The 18,465-nt window shown below is 42.6% G+C and carries 5 protein-coding genes; all 5 read right to left on the minus strand.

Annotation, left to right across the window (positions count from 1 at the left end; all coding sequences use genetic code 11):
- Positions 1 to 134: 134 nt before the first annotated feature.
- The 5 genes from E4661_RS00740 to E4661_RS00760 all read right to left on the minus strand — a co-directional run bounded on the left by E4661_RS00740 (position 135) and on the right by E4661_RS00760 (position 18,465).
- On the minus strand, positions 135 to 1,598 hold the full coding sequence (locus E4661_RS00740; RefSeq protein ID WP_136464898.1) for a hypothetical protein: 1,464 nt from the start codon (positions 1,596 to 1,598) through the stop codon (positions 135 to 137).
- Positions 1,599 to 1,854: 256 nt separating this feature from the next.
- Positions 1,855 to 2,265: a hypothetical protein gene (locus E4661_RS00745; protein ID WP_136464899.1), complete on the minus strand. Its 411-nt coding sequence runs from the start codon at positions 2,263 to 2,265 to the stop codon at positions 1,855 to 1,857.
- A gap of 3 nt (positions 2,266 to 2,268) precedes the next feature.
- A complete protein-coding gene (locus tag E4661_RS00750; RefSeq protein ID WP_136464900.1) occupies positions 2,269 to 13,053 on the minus strand; it encodes an RHS repeat protein in 10,785 nt (3,594 codons plus the stop codon).
- Between the two features lie 11 nt (positions 13,054 to 13,064).
- Positions 13,065 to 13,463, minus strand: a complete 399-nt coding sequence (locus E4661_RS00755; RefSeq protein WP_136464901.1) for a hypothetical protein — start codon at positions 13,461 to 13,463, stop codon at positions 13,065 to 13,067.
- A gap of 10 nt (positions 13,464 to 13,473) precedes the next feature.
- Entirely contained in the window at positions 13,474 to 18,465 is a 4,992-nt protein-coding gene (locus E4661_RS00760; protein WP_136464902.1) for a hypothetical protein, read from the minus strand.

Here is an 18,465-nt window from a genome sequence, read left to right on the forward strand (position 1 = left end):
TCGCTGTATTACCCTATAAGGACTTTATGAAAGACCTAGACTACGGCATTGGTAGTGATGGAAAAACCATCATGTTGTAAGAAAATTGTGTGTTGCACGTTTCTAATGGTCAGGGTGCAGAAAAGGCATGTAAACTATAGTTTAAACCGTGAGAAGGTGATTTTGTTTCCTTTTTTAGAACTCATGACAGTGTTCAATCCTTGGTCCATGAATACGCCTTTGATCAAAAATTCCCCATCATTATTTAATCTATTCAGATGTTCTCTGAAAGCGGAACTGTATAGGGCAGCATATATGATACTACGGTCCAACTTAAGATTTTTATAACCTGTAATCTTTTCGTACTCGGAATCCAGACCACTGAACTTACTTTTCACATCATAAAAACCAGAATTGGAATAAAACCCGTATTTGTCATATTTTTCTTGAGCGATCATCTCACTTGTATTTTTATCCACGATATAAAAATCACAGTAACTCTTCCCTTTTGTGGAATTTACAGAGACACCTATGAATTGTGGGTAAATATCGAATGAAAGATATCGGTTAAAACTATTAAGATACCGTAGTTGTGTATCACTCAACTGATGTTGTCGTTGCCATAATAAACTACCACTGGAATCATATTTATAGATTAAAATACTGGAATCTCCTTTTTTGGGTTTTATCCCTGCGTAGACATAGATTGCCTTTTCATATGGGTCGTATTTAATGTTACAATGAGCGTTGACCGTAGCGAAACCATATTGATCTAAATCTGTATTGCCCACAGTATTGCCCAGTCCGTAGTATTTTGTTACTGTTACAGTGGCAAAACTGCCATTTTCCAAATTTGCATAAGCAAAAGATTCATTGTTCGAATCCAAAATATCCAAGGATACATCTACATAACCCAATAGATTGCCTTCATAGTCATAAGTAGCAACACGATATGTTTTATTGGTCTTGTTCCCTTCCAAGTAAAAGGAAACCAAAAAATGCTCATTGTCATGGTATAGCACTTTCGTAGAGCCTCCATTGAAATAACAACCTTCCGGAACTTCAATTTTGAATACAGTCGTCTTTTTATCAGCCATACCTGTACGCAGCATATAGTGGTTCTCTGAGTAGACATCTTCTGAATTTATCCAGGCACTATTACTGAACAATTTTATCTTTTTGTCTATTATTTCCTTCCCTATTGCCACATGATACCCTTTTGACAACACTTCTAGGTTTATCAAAAAGTCCTTATCGGTCAAGCTGTTCATATCCAGTTCCGTATCAGATACCAAACTCCATTCGTTGATTTTTCTTTGATAGGTAAAGTAATTTCCAATACTGGATATTGCCCCTATTTCAAAACCATCTATTTTCTTGTCCGCTGTAATGGTTTGGAACAAATTAAAGTTGGAGTCGAAGGCCCGATATCTAGTTTTATAATCCTTATCCTTAGCAAACTCCATAATATAAAAATTACCCGATGGAGTAAATTCGGCCAACTTTACGGCATGGTCAGGCTCTATATTGACTTCTATTACTTTTTCTTGCGAAAAAATAGGCGCTTGGAGTATCAAAAAACAAGCAACGGAAAATACAATACCTTGGAATCTCATCATATGCAGGTTAGGTTATTATAACAGTGGAATGAAATAAAAATTCACATTTCAAACATATCCCGATTGTATTGGACTACGAAATACTTGTTGTGTATATGCGGTTCTTGTATATAAATACTGCATGAGAAGAAAGGATACAAAAACTTCTGAGGTGGACTTCCAATAAAAGCTTGCGAAATAAAAAACCACGACCAAAAATGGCCATGGCTTTCTCTTATTTTGTTTGACTCAGCAACGACTACTTCGGCACAGATGGTCACATATTAATGGAAGCATTAATCCTTTTAAAATGCATTTCGCCATTATCCGATTGTAATTTCATTATGACACTACCCTTGTCATCAGATAAATTTACTTTGAACGTACCGTTTAAATTCTTTAAGTCTGATTTGAATTTTATTGAATCTAAATTCGAGTTTAATTCAAAATTTGCCTTGATAACTTTTTTATTTTCATCATCAAGAAAAACTATCAGTTGCCCATTTTTTGTAAACGTTGCCAATTTAGAAAAATAGACTACATCATTGTCATAATAACCGACAAAATCCTCTCCATTAACGTACATATATCTAACATTCCAATCACCATATATCGGATGTTTTTCAGATTTATCAGCACAAGATGTAACTATAAGCAAAAAAAGCAATAGCGTCAATTTTTTCAACATAATTTAATTTTTGGTTTCTGTAAATATTATGGGTGTAAAATCCTCGCCTGTTTCATTTTCTAAAACAGGGCCTTCTTGCTTTCCAAACACTTTATCTAATATTTTTCTTCCGGCAATTTTAGCTTTTGGCGACTCATTCCCATCTCCGCCATACAACACAATATTAGTAACTTCTGAAACGAATTGAACATCTGTTGCCAAATCTCGAGGTATTAAACCAGCAACTATGGCTTGTGAAACATCCTTTGTTGCTTTTGTCAATGGAGAAATATGGGGTTCCCATCTACTTTGGATCCAATTAAATCTTACTCTATCCATAGCTTGTTGATCAATTGTAGACAATATATCACTTAGGTCTATGTTATTTTTCATATTATATCCTTCAATGACAAGACTAATTACATCTAGGGCTGCTCCAGTTTTTGATGTGCTCCCGCCATTCCCTAATTTTATCCGCTTAGAAGAAAAGTCCGCTATCTTGAATTCATAAACTGGTTTCCAATTTTTAGAAGATCTAAAAGAGGTTAAATGGGGATTCCCATCCTTCTTATTAACTCCTATAAACTTGAAATTATTGATTCTGGAAAAAATAATTTTTTTGGCCTTTAGATTATGTTCAATAGGCTGTTGGTTTAGTGTTTCCGAATGGGCCAAACCATCTACCATGGGATTTGTTTCCACCTCAAACAAGGGACTTTCCGTTAGTCTATCAGTTGGCACTCCATCGTAAGACAATCCAAAACCGGTTCCACGTGACTTTATATAGGCGTCTCGAAAATCACTTGAAGTATTAGAAAGTTGAATTATCGGATATCCTAAAGCTAATTTGACTAGTGCTTTGTTTCTTTGAAGATACTCTGCACCTTCTAGTTCTATACCATCGATTACCCTATTTTCTGCAAATGCAAAAGGTGAATTATGTGGATAATCCGATGATAAAGGGTCAAGACTTAGGAACTTTCCTAATCTTGTGTCGTACATCCTAAATTTATAATTAACGGATAAACCTTCTCCTTTCAACTCACTGTCCTTCTCCTGCCCCTGGAAACCGTACCTGTATTCTTGACTGTCAAAATTCCGGTTGGGCTGTGGCATCCCGAAGGGGTAGTAGTTATTATAACTCACCACATTCGCGGACAATGTATTGTCACTTGTATCCAAGTTCTTTCTATCATTGACCACAACCCTTACGTTGCCCAAATGATCCTTAAGCTCATAATACTTTTCACCTATATTACGGTACACTACCCCATTGGTTGCAGGTGGCGTAATCCCATTTATGGTATACGGTTGGTAGGGTTGGTACCCCGTAACCCCATTGTTGGAGGTGGGTAAATTACCCAAGGTTACAATATTGGTAGCTGCCAAGTTATATTCCTGCCCCGAATCGGTGCCTTCCACAAAGTTGTAAAACTTGTTGTTCTTATTAGCCCTAAGGTCACCAATGTTGTTGTTCACCACTTGTCCATCGGAAGCCCGTATAATCCGTACGGTCTCCGTTGCAGTGCTTATCTCTTGGGCCCGTTGCGTATAATACAACTCCGTGCCCGTATTTATCAAAGAACCTTTGCCAATATTCCCACCTATTGTTGTTTGTTGGGTACTGCTCTGTAAAGGTAGCCAATCTTCATTTAATTGCCATGTACGCAGTTCTGCTTCACCCAATCCCGTCCACTGCGTGGCCAGTCCAGTAAAGTTGTACATATTAAGGCTATTACCATCCAACGCAATCTGCAGTTCTCCACTACCTTGTATATCATAGCTTTCAAAGGGATCCAATACTGCTCCCTCCTCGGTAATGGCACCTGTACCATCCAAGGCAAAGCGTACCAAGGTGGCCTGCGGTGGTGTAACCACATTGCCGTCCACATCCACCACGGCATCGGTATGGGTAGTGGCATAGACAAAGGCACGTTGCATCTGGCGGTCGTCCACCACGGCCATATGTCGGCCATAGTTGCTAGAGCTTCGCTGTACCGTTGTGGTTACCTCCAAACTACCAGAGGCTGTACTTAATGTTGCCGTATGCAAGTTGCCCGCTACATCTTTATAGAACAGGAAGAACTCATCGTTACGTCCGGGGTTTTTCACCACCACACTTTTGGCCAAATAATCCACGGCGTCCGCGGTATCCGCATTGATCAACTGCAATCCGGGAATCAGATTTCCGTTGGTGTCATAAATGAGCATGACCCCGTCCTCGGCATTGGCACTGAAATAATTGCTGGCCACTACGCCATATCCCAGTGGGTTTTCTTCTACATCCTCAATCAAGAAGATGTTGTTATCTGTTGTAATCGGGGTACTGTCGGCATCCTGAATAAGGGTGCTATCGTACATTAGTTCAACATACTCCCCATCAACCGTAGCGGTCGCCAAGTTTGTTCCGGGTATGGTTATTGTATTCCCATCCACATCAAAAAGTCCCGCAACTATATTTTGGGCCACCAATACATTGCCCAAGGCCACACTATTGATCTGCTCTACAAATTGGAGCATCACGGCATTGTAATCTGCCTCACTGCCAAAGTTATAAACGGTACTGTATATTTCCTCTTCATGGGTGTCCTGTCCGATACGGTCACTGCCGTACATTGGGCGTTCCGTTGTTTTGAACACGGCTTTGTAACTGGTATCAGTCGCATCACCGGGCACTACTTTTACGTCTTCCCGCTTATAGATGCCCATCACATTGCCTTGGGCATCCAAACTGTAATAGGTGGTCTCCAAAGCTTCCGGGTTGTTCACCTGTGGGCCATTGCCACTTTCATAGGGCAGACGGTTCACTTGTTTAACAATACGGTTGCCCATACCATCATAAGTGAATTTCATATGCACCTTTTGCGTATTGGCATCACCGGTGTCATCCGGAATGATCTCGGATACCTTGCCCGAAGTGTTCCAGACATATTGCAAACCTTCGCTGTTGTCTCGTACCAGTTGCCCAATGGCATCGTATACATAGTTACCATTGTTCTGATCGGGCAGATCGTTGATCGCTGTGCTTACTTGACCCACGGCATCGTCCACATGGGTCAATTTATTGGACAGGTTAGGATTGGTCAAATCATAGTTATACGCCAAATCGTCCATCAATTGCCCATCATCCTTAAAGCGTCGCAGTGTCAATAAATTACCATTGCCATCATAACTGTAATTGGTCTTAAAGGCATCGGTCTGTCCATTGATCGGTTCAAACACCTGACTGGCCTCATTAAAGGCCTTTGTAGTCGCTTCTTTGATACGGTTCAACTGGTCATATTGATAGGCATTGCCCACCAAATAGCTGTTTACATTTTTAGCCTTGGCCTCTGCCGCCGTATGCGAGGTCCATGTACTGATGTTCCCATTGTACAGGTCCTGCGAATTACCATTTATCTGGTTTTCCAACACAAAGGGATTGGCTGCCGTCAAACGGCTATCGAATACTCCATCACGGGCAAAGTCCCCACCGTAATACCCCAGTGCCATACCAAATTCATCCTTTGCGTGGGTATTGGGGGCATCGCCTTGGGTATTCACCCCATCAGGATTATAGGCGTTTTGCGCCAAATCGGGGGTGTTGATGCCCTTTAACCACCCATGGATGGTATAGGTGAAGTCCAATCCTTGAATCCTATCCTCACCCAATTCGGTACGGGCCAGGGGACCATGCAAGTAATAATCATACCGTGCATCTTCATCCCAAAGATGACCATTCTTCGAAGTCTTAACGGATACAATACGGTTGTCCTCATCATAGGCATATTGGTGATGGTACTCATCCACCTTACCCAAATTAAAGACCACTTGGTTCACATTACCAGAAATCAGGTCATATTCGTAAGCAACCGTAGTCTGTCCAATGGACGGTAAGTTTTGTACGATCCATTCTACATTGCCATGGGGGTCATAACTGTAGTATGTATAACTCTCCTGACCGTTCTTGTCCAGATTAAAGATTTGACTCACCCGATTACGCAAGAACCGCTGTTCCTCACCTTGGTAGGTGATAGAGGTCTGGTCATTAAAGGTGGTTTGTATGTACTCCACCTTCTCGGCCAATGGAATGGCCTGTGCCACAGTTTCATCAGCCTGTCCGTTCACAAAGAAATCGGTCGGGAATACTTTTCCGGCCAATTGGGCCTCCCCGGCCTCGATGATACGGCCCAATTTATCATAAATACTGTATGAAAAGGTATTATCCGCAATTTGGCGTTCATTCTGCGAATAGAGCAGCTGTCCAATATCGTTGTACAGGAAGTTCGTTGTGCCGCCATCAGGTGTATTCTGGCCGCCCAATTGCGAAATACTGTTGTAATCATAACCTGTGACGTAGGTGTGATCGGTAGCTACCCTTGCCACGTTTCCATCGCCATCAACGGCCAAATTCACTCCAGCTGGAGGTACCGTACGTACCAGATTACCCGCTCTATCGTAGTAGTAAAGTGTATAGTGGTATACCTCACTGTTGCTGGTATAGGCTAAGCTTACCGTATCCTTTACCTGTTCAATATCCTTTAGGAAACTGGCCACATTGGCTCTGGATACCTCTTGGGTCTCCGCAATACAGCGTTCTATCTGTGTTGCAAGTGCCAACCTATAGTTTGATGGCCCTATGGGATCTACTTCAAAGGTTCTTGGATTTGGATTTTCATTTTCCTGAATCACTTTGGAACTCCAAGACAGGTTGATGTTGTATTGTCTAGCTACCTCGGGCTGGGTCACAGCAGTTACCAAACTTTCTGCGGTACAGCCATTGGCATCGGTGATCATAACTTTATAGTCACCAGCAGTGATACCCACATAGGTGGACGTACCTCCATCGGGTACTATTTCTTGGTACACAAAAGATTCGCTGGTCACTTCAATGCCTTCAAAATCGGTCGTTGTCAAAATTTCATACCACCTAAAGGTATAGGGTGCCGTTCCCGATGTATAGCCAGATGCCGCGGGACCACCACTACCGGCTATGGCCTCACAAGCGGTCTGTACATCCTCAATAAATGGTGCTTCCAATGTATCTGGATCCGTCAATGTAAAGGTCAATGGCACCGGAACATCACATCCCTTTGCATTGGTCACTGTAACTTGATAATCCCCTGCTGCCAATCCAGTAGCTCGGTACCCCGTGGATACCACTTGGCCACTCTGGTTTGTCCATTCATAACTAAAGGTACCCGTACCACCATTGATAACCACTTCGGCACTACCGGATGCCTCACCGGCACACAATGGATCAATGGTGTTCAAAGAAGCCGAGAAGGTGGCACTTGATGTAATGCTAAAGGTTCTTTCCACATAACAAGCCGAAATATCATCTGGATAACCAGAGGCATTTTCCGGTCTGATAATAATTTTATAATTACCCTCTCCAAGACCGTTCAAATCCAATTGATTAGAGAGCCCACTAATGGTCTGAGGGGTACCGATAAAAGGATTGCCTTCGACATCCGTATCATAAACTCCAAATAAGGCCTCATAATTAGGCACTGAAAAAGCGGAACACGTTGGGATGTTATCATTGATGTTCACAACAATGTCCTTGGTCTCGTTGGCAAAACAAAGCTCTTGGTTAGCAGGTTGACTGACCGTCACCTGATAGGTGTCGATAACAAATGACCTGGCGTACACGCAACCATTGTCCGCACTTACTTCCAGCGTATAGGTGGCATTTGGCGCCACATTGGTCAATACACGAGACTGTGTATCGGGGAAATTTCCTGTAAAATTCAAAATTGCGGTTCCCGTTTGGTTATCGGTCACCACGGCATTGTATGCCGTGCTATTTAGCACACTGTGCAAATCGGCCATATCAAAGCCCATGGTAACATCACCAGATGCCACACCACAGGGCAATAATGTTGTACAGAAATTTGTTATCGGGTTTCCAATGGTTGGAACGTTCAAGGTTCGCTCAAACGTACAGCCATAATTGTCCTTAAAATTGATGGTAAACGGCCCTTGTGGTAGGTTTTCCACGGTTATGGATTCTCCATCATTGACCATTTGACCAATCGTCACCGTTCCCAATGGGGATGCACTTATGATTTCAAAAGGTTGCTGTTCTGTAAACCCTGTTCCCTGTTCTCCAAAAATGGCCATTGATATGCTGGCATCAGATTCTCCAGCACAGGTCACTCCCTCTATCAGGCTCATGTTAATTGTGGCCCCCGGATATATTTCCACATCCAAATTAGCCGTTCCGGCACAAGTTGGGCTATTGTTGCCCACCGGAGATACACTGACCTGCAATTGGGCAGCGTTGAACAACGTAAAGGTAAATTGGTTGTTGTTCTGTGAGGTCGGTGCAATATTCCAGTTAAACACATATTCTGAGTAATCGGTCACCCCTACCAGTTCAACAGCTACAGTAATCGGTGTTCCTTCACATACTGGGGTGCTAGTAATTGGGTTTATGGTCACCTGTGGCAAGGTAATCTGAGCGGCGTTGTCGGTATCTTGTGCTGTGGTCACCTGTAAATCACATGCCAAGGCATCCGTAACACAGGTAGCTTGTCCGTTTTGCACCACATCCACGGCATAATCAAAGGACAGTACATTTAAATCGGTTAGATTGGTGAAAATACTGAACGTCTGTGTTCTATTGGTATTGATGTCATTGATATCCCATGTCAACACATTACCGTTCTGAACTGGAGCTGGCGAACCATTAGCCACTCCGCCATAGGTTACCCCGTTCGGCAAGGTCAATCTAATTTCTTGCTGTGCCACATCAGGATTCGGGTCATTATTTGATAGGTTAATGTCCACTTGGTTCTGCGTACTGCATACCAAAAAGTCACTGGCCATTACATCCACTGCCAAATCAGGCAATACCACTCCATTGATGGGGAACAATCGGTTGAACAACAAATTGATGTTGTCGTTACAATTGGTTACCCCATCCAGATCAAAGCGTACTGGAATCCCAGGATCCATGGTACAATCTGCTATCAGGTTGATATTGAAGGTAATCTCATTCTTTCCCTGTAATCGGGAGCCTGGAATGGTGTTGTCCCCTGCTTCTATCCCAGCCGTCCCTGCAGCCACCAACAAATCGGTGACCAGTTCAGAGACCTTAATTTTAAAATTGTCCGATGCCCCGGTATTGTCCTCAATAAAATTGGCCACGTTCACCAATCCGGTCACGCCGTCATATTGATATTGGATATTGGCAATATCTTCAGGAGTAATGCCTTGCGGTAGGGTTACGGTCAGTTCCGTGTCATAGACATTGGCAAATTTTGAACTCAATACCTTGACCTCATAAGTCAGTGCTTCACAAAGGTCTACCTGATCTTCCAAACGATTGACTTCCCAAGTCAAGTCCCCTGTTTTGTACCGAAGTGTTACCTCTTGTTCATCCAATCGGTATTGGCAGGAGAGAACTCCATCATCTTTGATAGATCCGATAGCAGCCAAAGTTGTCGAATCCAGACCATCCAACGGATGGGTTTCGCAAGCAATACTGGAAATCAAATCAATGTTTTGAACAGCATCATTTTCACAGTTGATATATGTGACCCTTGGGAAAATTGTCACACAGGTATTACTAATAATATTGTCTATCTTCACCAACATTCCCCTTGCCGTTTCTGGAGTAGTCCCTCCATAAAATACTACTTCCAATTCATTGCCAGCCTCGTCCGTAGCACCTTGCAACTGTGTTCTATCGTCCGTTTCTTTTAATTCCAAAGCAATCCAAGGAGATGTAAGGGATTGGCTAGTACCACCTTCATGACAAAACAATACTGGCCAAGAGACTGAACGTTCAAAACCTTCCTGTGTGGTGTTGGGTTCTATGGAGAATGGAAGGTCGATATCCAAACGCTTATATTCGCGTGTGGAAACAATTGGTGGCTCATCGTTGAATAGATTAATATATTGGAATTCCCTGTTATTTAGTATTGCTGTGGCAAATGGAAGTCTTTGAAAATTATCGTCACAAATTGGCACCAATTTTTGCCTAAAGAACGATGAGTATGATCGCTGCCTAGCTTCTAATATGGGTACCTCATTAAACTGAAATGCTATTTCATTGGATACTGGGTCTTCAGAAAAAGTAATTGGAAAATTTGTATTCAGAGTGACAAGAAAACTACCTGCAGGATCATAACGATAACCATCAGGTGGCATGGCCACAAAAGATTGGAAAGAAATAACCGGTCTATATTCATTTGGAAAATCATCACCACCTGTAGCTGAAGTAATAGATATAATTGCATCATTCACCTCTCCCGTACAGTTACCGACTTGCCCAGTCCCTGCAGAAGCACCAGTTCGTGGTGTATATAGTGCAAATTCGGATCCCTTACTCCCTGTACTGCAACCTATGCTACCACTCACTTTTCTTCCATAAAAATTCGCACGGAATATAGAAAGGTTTCTTATGCCAAAACCAATCGCTCCTAGGTTGGATAGCTCTTCAATCTGCAATAGTAAATCAGAGACGCTAATTATTTTTTCAACCGAATTATCGAAATTCATAGAAATCTCGTAGGTATAGGTAACCCTGTTAGTGGCATCAATTGAAATCGAGGGTGCTGTAGTCAAAGGTATTGAGTTGCCATCTATAGTTATCGTACCTGTTTGATTTGATGTTAAGTGTTTCAATAATTCCCCACTGTATCCTTCAGGCAAATAAAATCCAAATTCAAAATAAAGCCTATCATATGATTCAGGTGTTGTCGACGCAAGTATTTTCCCTTCCGCCTCAACCATTACTTCATCCAAAGGATAGGCAGCGTTTAATTCTATACCAGGTGTGTTTTCATCTGCTCTTGGGGCAGTAAGGATTTCATTGTGGGTATAGTAAAGCAACCCCTGTCTTGCAACTGTAGGCATAAGATAACCAAAGGTATTCCTATCAATATTGAATGAATCGGTAGCGAAAGCACATCCATTACCCGTGCCTCCTCCACCTGGATTACAGGATTCGTATGCTGTAAAAATGGGTTGACTTAAATCAACTACGGTATACAATTCATCTAAACTAGGGTTTGGGCAAATATCTAAGTACATTTTCCAATCTACCGCACCAAATTCTGACACTCCATCAGCACATTCTACTGTTACATCCAATTCATAACTTCCCCTTTCTTCTCCCCCAAAAGCCCTATACCTGTTATTCCCAAGGTCTTGGACATTCAGAATCTGTGTACTTCCAGAACCAACTGTGGAATTCCATCGTATTTCATTCACAACGTAACCTTCAGGCACGGTGAAATCCGAAAAGAAGTTGCCAAAATTCAAAACTCCTGTTGGACTTGAACCCAAGTCACGTCTGTTAACTCTGTAAGTAAATGTCTCCGATTGATTGGTAGCCATTTCTTGAGGCACCTCCATGGACGGAGCGGACAGTTGGTTAAAGGACATAGAAACTGATAGCGAGCTTCCTCCGTAACGGGAAGGGTCACATTCGTTACTGTCATAATATGGGAAAAGTGAAACCAATGAAATAAAGGTTCTGGTAGTCAAAGTATCATCCCAGGTTGCATTAATATCAACATCAACAGATAGTTGATTCCCTACGGCCAAATCATCATAGAACCCATCATTATCCAAATCTTCCAATCCACCAGGTCCATCAATATCTGTTGCAAAAAGTGGGTTCCCATTGAATATGGATTCAAAAGTAGTGGTTGGATTATCATCAGTCAATGTAGTCCCATTAATGGAAAATGATGCTGTGATAAAAGATTGTATTCCTGTCCTTAAGAGGACATCAAATGCAGCATCGGATTCTTCATTAGTTGATCCTGACCCTCCATTTGTAAATGTATACCTTACCCGAACATCATCACCACAAAAATCACCACTATCCATGTTGATTAATTGTATTCGAGATGATGGGTTATTCAGATTAGGCCTTCCCGGCACAAAACTCAAAAAGGCAATTGAGGTAGCTTCTTGATCCCCATCGTTACAAACGGTGGCATTACATCCCCAATTTACCTTGTAGTTGGTCTCCAATGCAGATTCACAGGTTCCAAATAACATGGATACCTTATCGGTAAATGTCATAACCTCATCCTGCTCAAAAAAAGCATTCCCATTTCCAATGGATGAAAAGTCTGAGAAGGTATAGGTGTATCTATTGACATTAGGATCAGTTGGTGATACCCCCGTAGAAGTGGGAGTCAAAACCTGCCCGTCCAAAGACAGCTCAGAAAATACAATCCTATTGTCCACATCCAAGTAAAAGGTGTATTCGGACAACCTCCCAAGTCCGGAATTGCGCACCTCTATCTCACGAGTAAAGACCGTTCCATCCGCATCTTTTTCCAGAATGCCCGTAAACTGGTTCACATCATCATCAGCAACCTTTACTTCCAGTTCTGCAAAACGGATATTATAGGACTCTGAATTTCCCGTAAAACTGATTTCAGGGCCATTGTCCAGGCTGTACCGCACCGTGTTTTCATTACTGACGTCAAATTCGGTATCATCACCGAAGGTGCTTTCAAATTCATCCAACAGCTCGCAATTTCCTGAAATCTCGTAAGTAAAACTTGCTACCGAACTTGCCGGTATGTCAGGTATCTGAAAGATTGGAAAATCCAAGGACCCTATATTGGTGTATTGTGATGCCGTCACGGATATACCAACTGGCAAATCCGATTCAAAACGAATGTTCGTAGCCGCCGCAGAGGAGGAATTGGTGATGGTCACCGTTAAGATTTCCGAATCACCACAGAGGTTCAATGATGCCGAGGCATTGGTTTCCACCAAAAGGTTCACATCCGATTGTGCAGCTGCAAAAAAAGATGTCAAAAACAGGCTTATAAGGAGGTAAATATTTCGCATCTTGAGTGTTTTTAGTATTCAATGACCTTTTGGTAGGAGTCAATCAGGTTAAAATCTTTGTCCAGCAACCTTACCATCACCGAATGCTCTTGGAGCATCCCAAAATCATGGGTAAAGTTCATTGTCATCTCTCCCGGGGACACCATTTTTTCATCCCCATCACAGGACAGGTAGAACTTTCCGTCCTTTTTCTGGTTGAGGGAAGCGACGTTCATTGCCAGTTCATTGCCCTTTTCCAAGAATTTGATCTCTATGAACTGGACATTGGCCGTATTGAACAACTGAAACTGCATTTCATAATTCACAGAGTCCAGTTTTTGGATCTGATAATCGAACAATGTGCCTTCCTGTGCATGGGAAACCCCTATGAAAGCAATCAAAAGAATAATGGTGGCTATTGTTTTTTTCATGGTCATACGGTTAGTTGTTATCTATTTCTACTTTTATACCCACTGCTGGTGAGTTTACCGGTTCGTTCAATGCAGGATCATTGGGCGAAGCAGGTGTTGTATTGTTCTTTATGTACTGATCTCGTTCCACAAAAGTGTCACCTGGCCCTGTCGGATTGTCCTTGGTCACATATGGACTGGGTGCAATGGAAAAACTTTGTTGTATATCATACAGTCCTGTTTCTTCATTGAACAGGTACACAGGTTCAATGGGAAGACCATTGGAATCATAGGTCAATGACACATTGTAGTTCCCAAATTCATCACATTTGCTAGGTATATCCAGGACAATGTCCCATTCCATGGCCTGTGTCCAACGTGTAAATTCGGCATAGGTCAATGATCGACGGACGTCCCATATGGAAGGATCGGAACCATAATCGTACTTTTCAAAGGCCCCTGTGGCCGATACGTTCTGTACCAAAGCGCCCTCCCCCGTATCCACAATGGTCGCCGAGTTGGTATCGATGACCCTAAGGGTCTGGTTCTCACGATTGGATATGCCAGTGACAATCGGACCACTTACCCCAAAATCAATATAGGAGGTATTGAAATCATTGCTGGCCTCAGGACTGCCACCAAATTCCAAAGGAGATTTGGTAGGTAAACGACAAGGTTCATCAGAACATGCAAAGGAGCTTATGGTACACTGTGATTTACATTGGGCCACAATCTGATCGACCATCAATTCAATGTCCTCATAGGGGATAATGTTATCATTGGGGTCAATCTTACATTCCCCAATCTCATAACAACGATCAGAAAATGCCCGTATAAGTTCTTCTCGAAACTCATCCCTACGTTGGTCACAATTAGAGCTACATTCCTCCATCATGGCATAAGCATCATTTTCAATGATACTTACCCCAGTAGTCTGGGCATCCCCATTGATATCATTCATTTCCACAGGTCCGCCTTCCGATTGCAATTGTTCAAATGTCTTATTGGAAACATACGTATCGATCAGGTCTCGAGATAGATATGGCAAATCCACAAAGGCATCCAACGGTATGTCCGGATTCAAATACTGCAGTACAAAATCCCCTGTATTTCCACCATCTTCATCCAATAGTTTTTCAAAATCAGGGTTGACAACATATTCGGTAGCCTCATAGTAGTTTTCGCAACTGATGACCACACCGTCAGGAGTCAATACTTCATCATAGTTTTTGATCATATCGTAAAAGGTGAACCGTTGGTCACAACTCCAACTACTTTTATCGTACGGGCAAGTGATATACCCTATCCCACAGAAGTTACAGGGTACGGGATCTTGTAGCGTCCCGCCACAACAAGGGATAGGGTTCCCATTTTCGTCAAAACAAATATTGGGATCCCGATAACAGGTCTCCACTTCCAAGCTTGGAAAGGTTCCGTTCTTATATGCATAGTACTTGAAGGCATATACGGGATCTTGGATATTGGGAAAGATATCCCTTAAAATTCCTGTTGTCTCTATCGCCGGGTCTGATGGTGGTTGTACATAGGTTCCAGCCGCAACGTTTTGATCAATGGAGAAAAATGCCCAATCAGCACCATTGCCTCCATTTAAAAGACGCTCCTTATTGTATTCCCCATCATTGATGTCCGTGTCAAAATCATTATCAAATTCCGCAAAATTGTTGGAGGGTGTATCCGGATCCAAAATATCGGCAAAGACATAGCCTGTACAATCCAAAAAGGTCTTGACCAAGTTATTGTCCAATTTCTCCACTTCGTCCCTGATATCATCCGTGGTGCTGGCATTTTTTTTGCGTAATTTCCGCTTGATCTTGCCCCTTGAAATCCAACGGATAATCCAACTCTTTATATTTTTTACGGCATCATTGACCGCATCTTTATTCTGATCATCCACATTATTGGCCACGTTGCTATCCTGATCGATATCCGCAGTGTATGGATTAACGCAAATTTTGTTCACCAATTCAATGACCAATGGCTCCCAACATTCCGCCAATTCATTGACAGAATATTGTGCGCCGTTCAAACGGACAGGAGCTTCGGGAATATCGCAAATATTATACTTTCCAATATTGGGATTGGGCGTACCACCAACAAATGTTGGTGGGTCATTGGGATCCGATCCATCGGCTCTATTCGCACATCCATTTGCACCATAATCGTCGGTAGCCATATGGTAGACCATTTGGTTCAATAATCCAGGCCTGTGCCAGCCCCGCATGGCGTTGTAAATTTCATCGGCTGCCATGTTTCTGGTATAGTTAGTATCCGTCAATGTCTTGCATTCATACAGCATGGAAATGGCATAGCCTTCAAAATCCATGGGATAAGCATTCCTATTGGTAATCGTGATGCTTCCACTTCCGTTGTCCTGATAGGTGAAATTCGAGGCAGTATCCGTTAAAAATTCGTTGTTGGGATTGATCGCATTTGATGGTGTATCAAAATAGTTGGTCGAACCATTCAGTTGACCAACTGCCGTTGCATCGGCCGTATAGGCCTCCAATGCTTCAGGCGAGGGTTTTCTAAATGGAGGCGTAAATACTATAGGGATATTAAACTCACAGCAGGGCGTCGTAAACCGTACTTCGATGGGTTTGATATCCCCTAGACTAGATGTCTGGGCATAATCAATGGGCACCAGATTGTTCCCATCAAAATAAATAATCTCTACGCCATACAGTCCGGGATTCTGTTCGTAAAAATCTAAAAATTCATCTGTGGCTTCAAGATCAGCGCTGTCCTTTCTTTTGAATTGATAGGCTATGGTTGAACAATCTGTGCAGTCAAAATTCAAAATATTGTCGGTATCCAAACTGGCTACCAAATTCTGGTTGGCGAGTATCTGTCCATAGAAGAAAATATCGTTGTACAGGTACTGCATCTCCTCTTCACAATCAATTTCGTCCAGAGCACTGACCAACCATGCAAAATAAGGTTCGATAAGTTTCTTGGTGTTCTCTTGATTGGCCACCAATTTTGCCGTAAAGTCATCCACAGGTTCCAAGGTCTTTTGCACATAATACGTTCCTGTGTCCAAATTGACGGATCCAAAATCCACTATGATCTTTTGGTTCGTAGGGTCAGTGGATAGATCGCCAATGCTCTCTTCTGTAAATTCTTGAACCATTGTACCAGTGTCCGCATTGAATATTTGTATGTGAAGTTTATAATCCACATCAATTTCAAGGTTATTGCAGAGTCCCTCCAAAACTGGTTTGTCAATCGTATAACCGATGTTCAAATCCGTGGCATCCTGCAGAATGGTAATTCGCTTGGAAGCCTTGAAACCTTTTTCCGTTGCCGTATTATTTGTGATTTTATCATTTATCCCGGAAACAGTGGGACCTGTAGTGATCTTATCCAACACAGTGTCATCCTCACTGAAAGTCAGTCCTGTAGCGATCGTATTCCCTTCCTTGGTGATATAAGCTACGGATTTGGTGTTGTTTGGATCAATCGTAATGACCTTGGCCACTTGTTCGGGATCTGGGGCCTCATCTCCAAAAAGTGCCACCAATTCCTCTTCGGTCGGAGTGCCATACAAAGTTCTTACCGTACGTCCCTGTCCAATGGCTTGATCGCCCAACATATGGGTCTTGCCCACTCCGGATTGTTCAACGACCCTGTCTGTACCATCATTGCTAAAAATGACCCTTGTATAGGGGTATCCTTCTGAATTTGGTATCCGTTTATCCGTGTTCAAGCTTGAATAATACGCAAAGGCACCCGTTGCATCAATGGTGGATGGCTGTCCATAATTGGATACCTCATCAAAATGCTTGGCCCGGTAAAGCTCACCGTTTGTAGTAACAAAATTGTTCCTGTACCTATCAATACGTTCCCCTTCTATGGGAACGGGCAATGTTGTCAAAGTCGGCCTGCCCGAATGGTCCAAAACTGTTTGCGACACAATTTTATAATCCTTTGAGGGAAAGTAGCGCTGGGTTTGTTTTACTTGGTTCAGGGTAGTGGCATAGGTTGCTTGCTCACTTACCTTGTTTCCTTCTGTAAACACCCTACTATACTGGTAATTGGTATTGTCATCGGGGTCCTCAAAAAAGAAAGCTTCCACAGTCCCTGTTGGGTCGTTGAATTCATAACTGCCCGCGTCATAGGCAGATGTGTTCCATACTCCCCAGTTCTTGTTGTTCCCTGATCCATTGTCATAGAAAGTACCTATGGGACGCACCCGCCACACATAGAACCCCTGCCCCTCACCAATGGTAAGGGAAATTTGGTTACTGGAACTAAACGTATGAAAGTTCAATGCCTTGCTCCAATCCACTGTTGTTCCAATTTGTCGCTCATCGGAAACCAAGGTCTCGTCCTTATTGAACAGACGGAGCAATTGAAATTCGTAATTGGGAGCTTCGCAGGTATCCGTCCATTCAAAGGAAACCACCTTGCCGTTTGGCGTTACGGTATTGGATACCAAATTCACTACATTATTGGCTACATCGATGCCATAACTCAATTCATAGTAAAGTCCAATCCCCATATTGGCCTGTACATCAATGGTTCCTAGACCATCTGAGGCAGAATTTATGGTCGCAGTGACACTGCTTATCGATTCGGACAAATAGGAAAGTCCCGTAGCTGGATTTGTACGATCCAGATACTGCTCCAAATCCAAATAAACCAACCCTTCCGGGTTTTGGTTATCCAAGTTTACATCAAAATTAATGGTCGGATTGGTGCCTCCTGAAGTGACCAAGGTTAAATCGAGATTGACGTTGATATCGAAGAGCAGTCCAGCAGTTCCGCTACCAAAACCATATTGTTGTCCCAAATCGATCTTGACCCATGTTTTTCCACCCTTCACATAAAAATCAGAGCACGGGGTCGTGAAATTCAAGCTTCCTGTTGTCGTATTTCCACTGGAAGGGACCGCTATCATCGTATGATCCGATCGAACTCCCAATTCCTGGGCTTGTATATGCTGTGTGGCGATAAAACAGCCTATTGCTATTAGCTTGGCAAAAAAGTTCTGTATCCGCAT

Origin of the sequence: Flagellimonas onchidii, assembly GCF_004804315.1 — a bacterium.
GTDB lineage: Bacteria > Bacteroidota > Bacteroidia > Flavobacteriales > Flavobacteriaceae > Flagellimonas > Flagellimonas onchidii.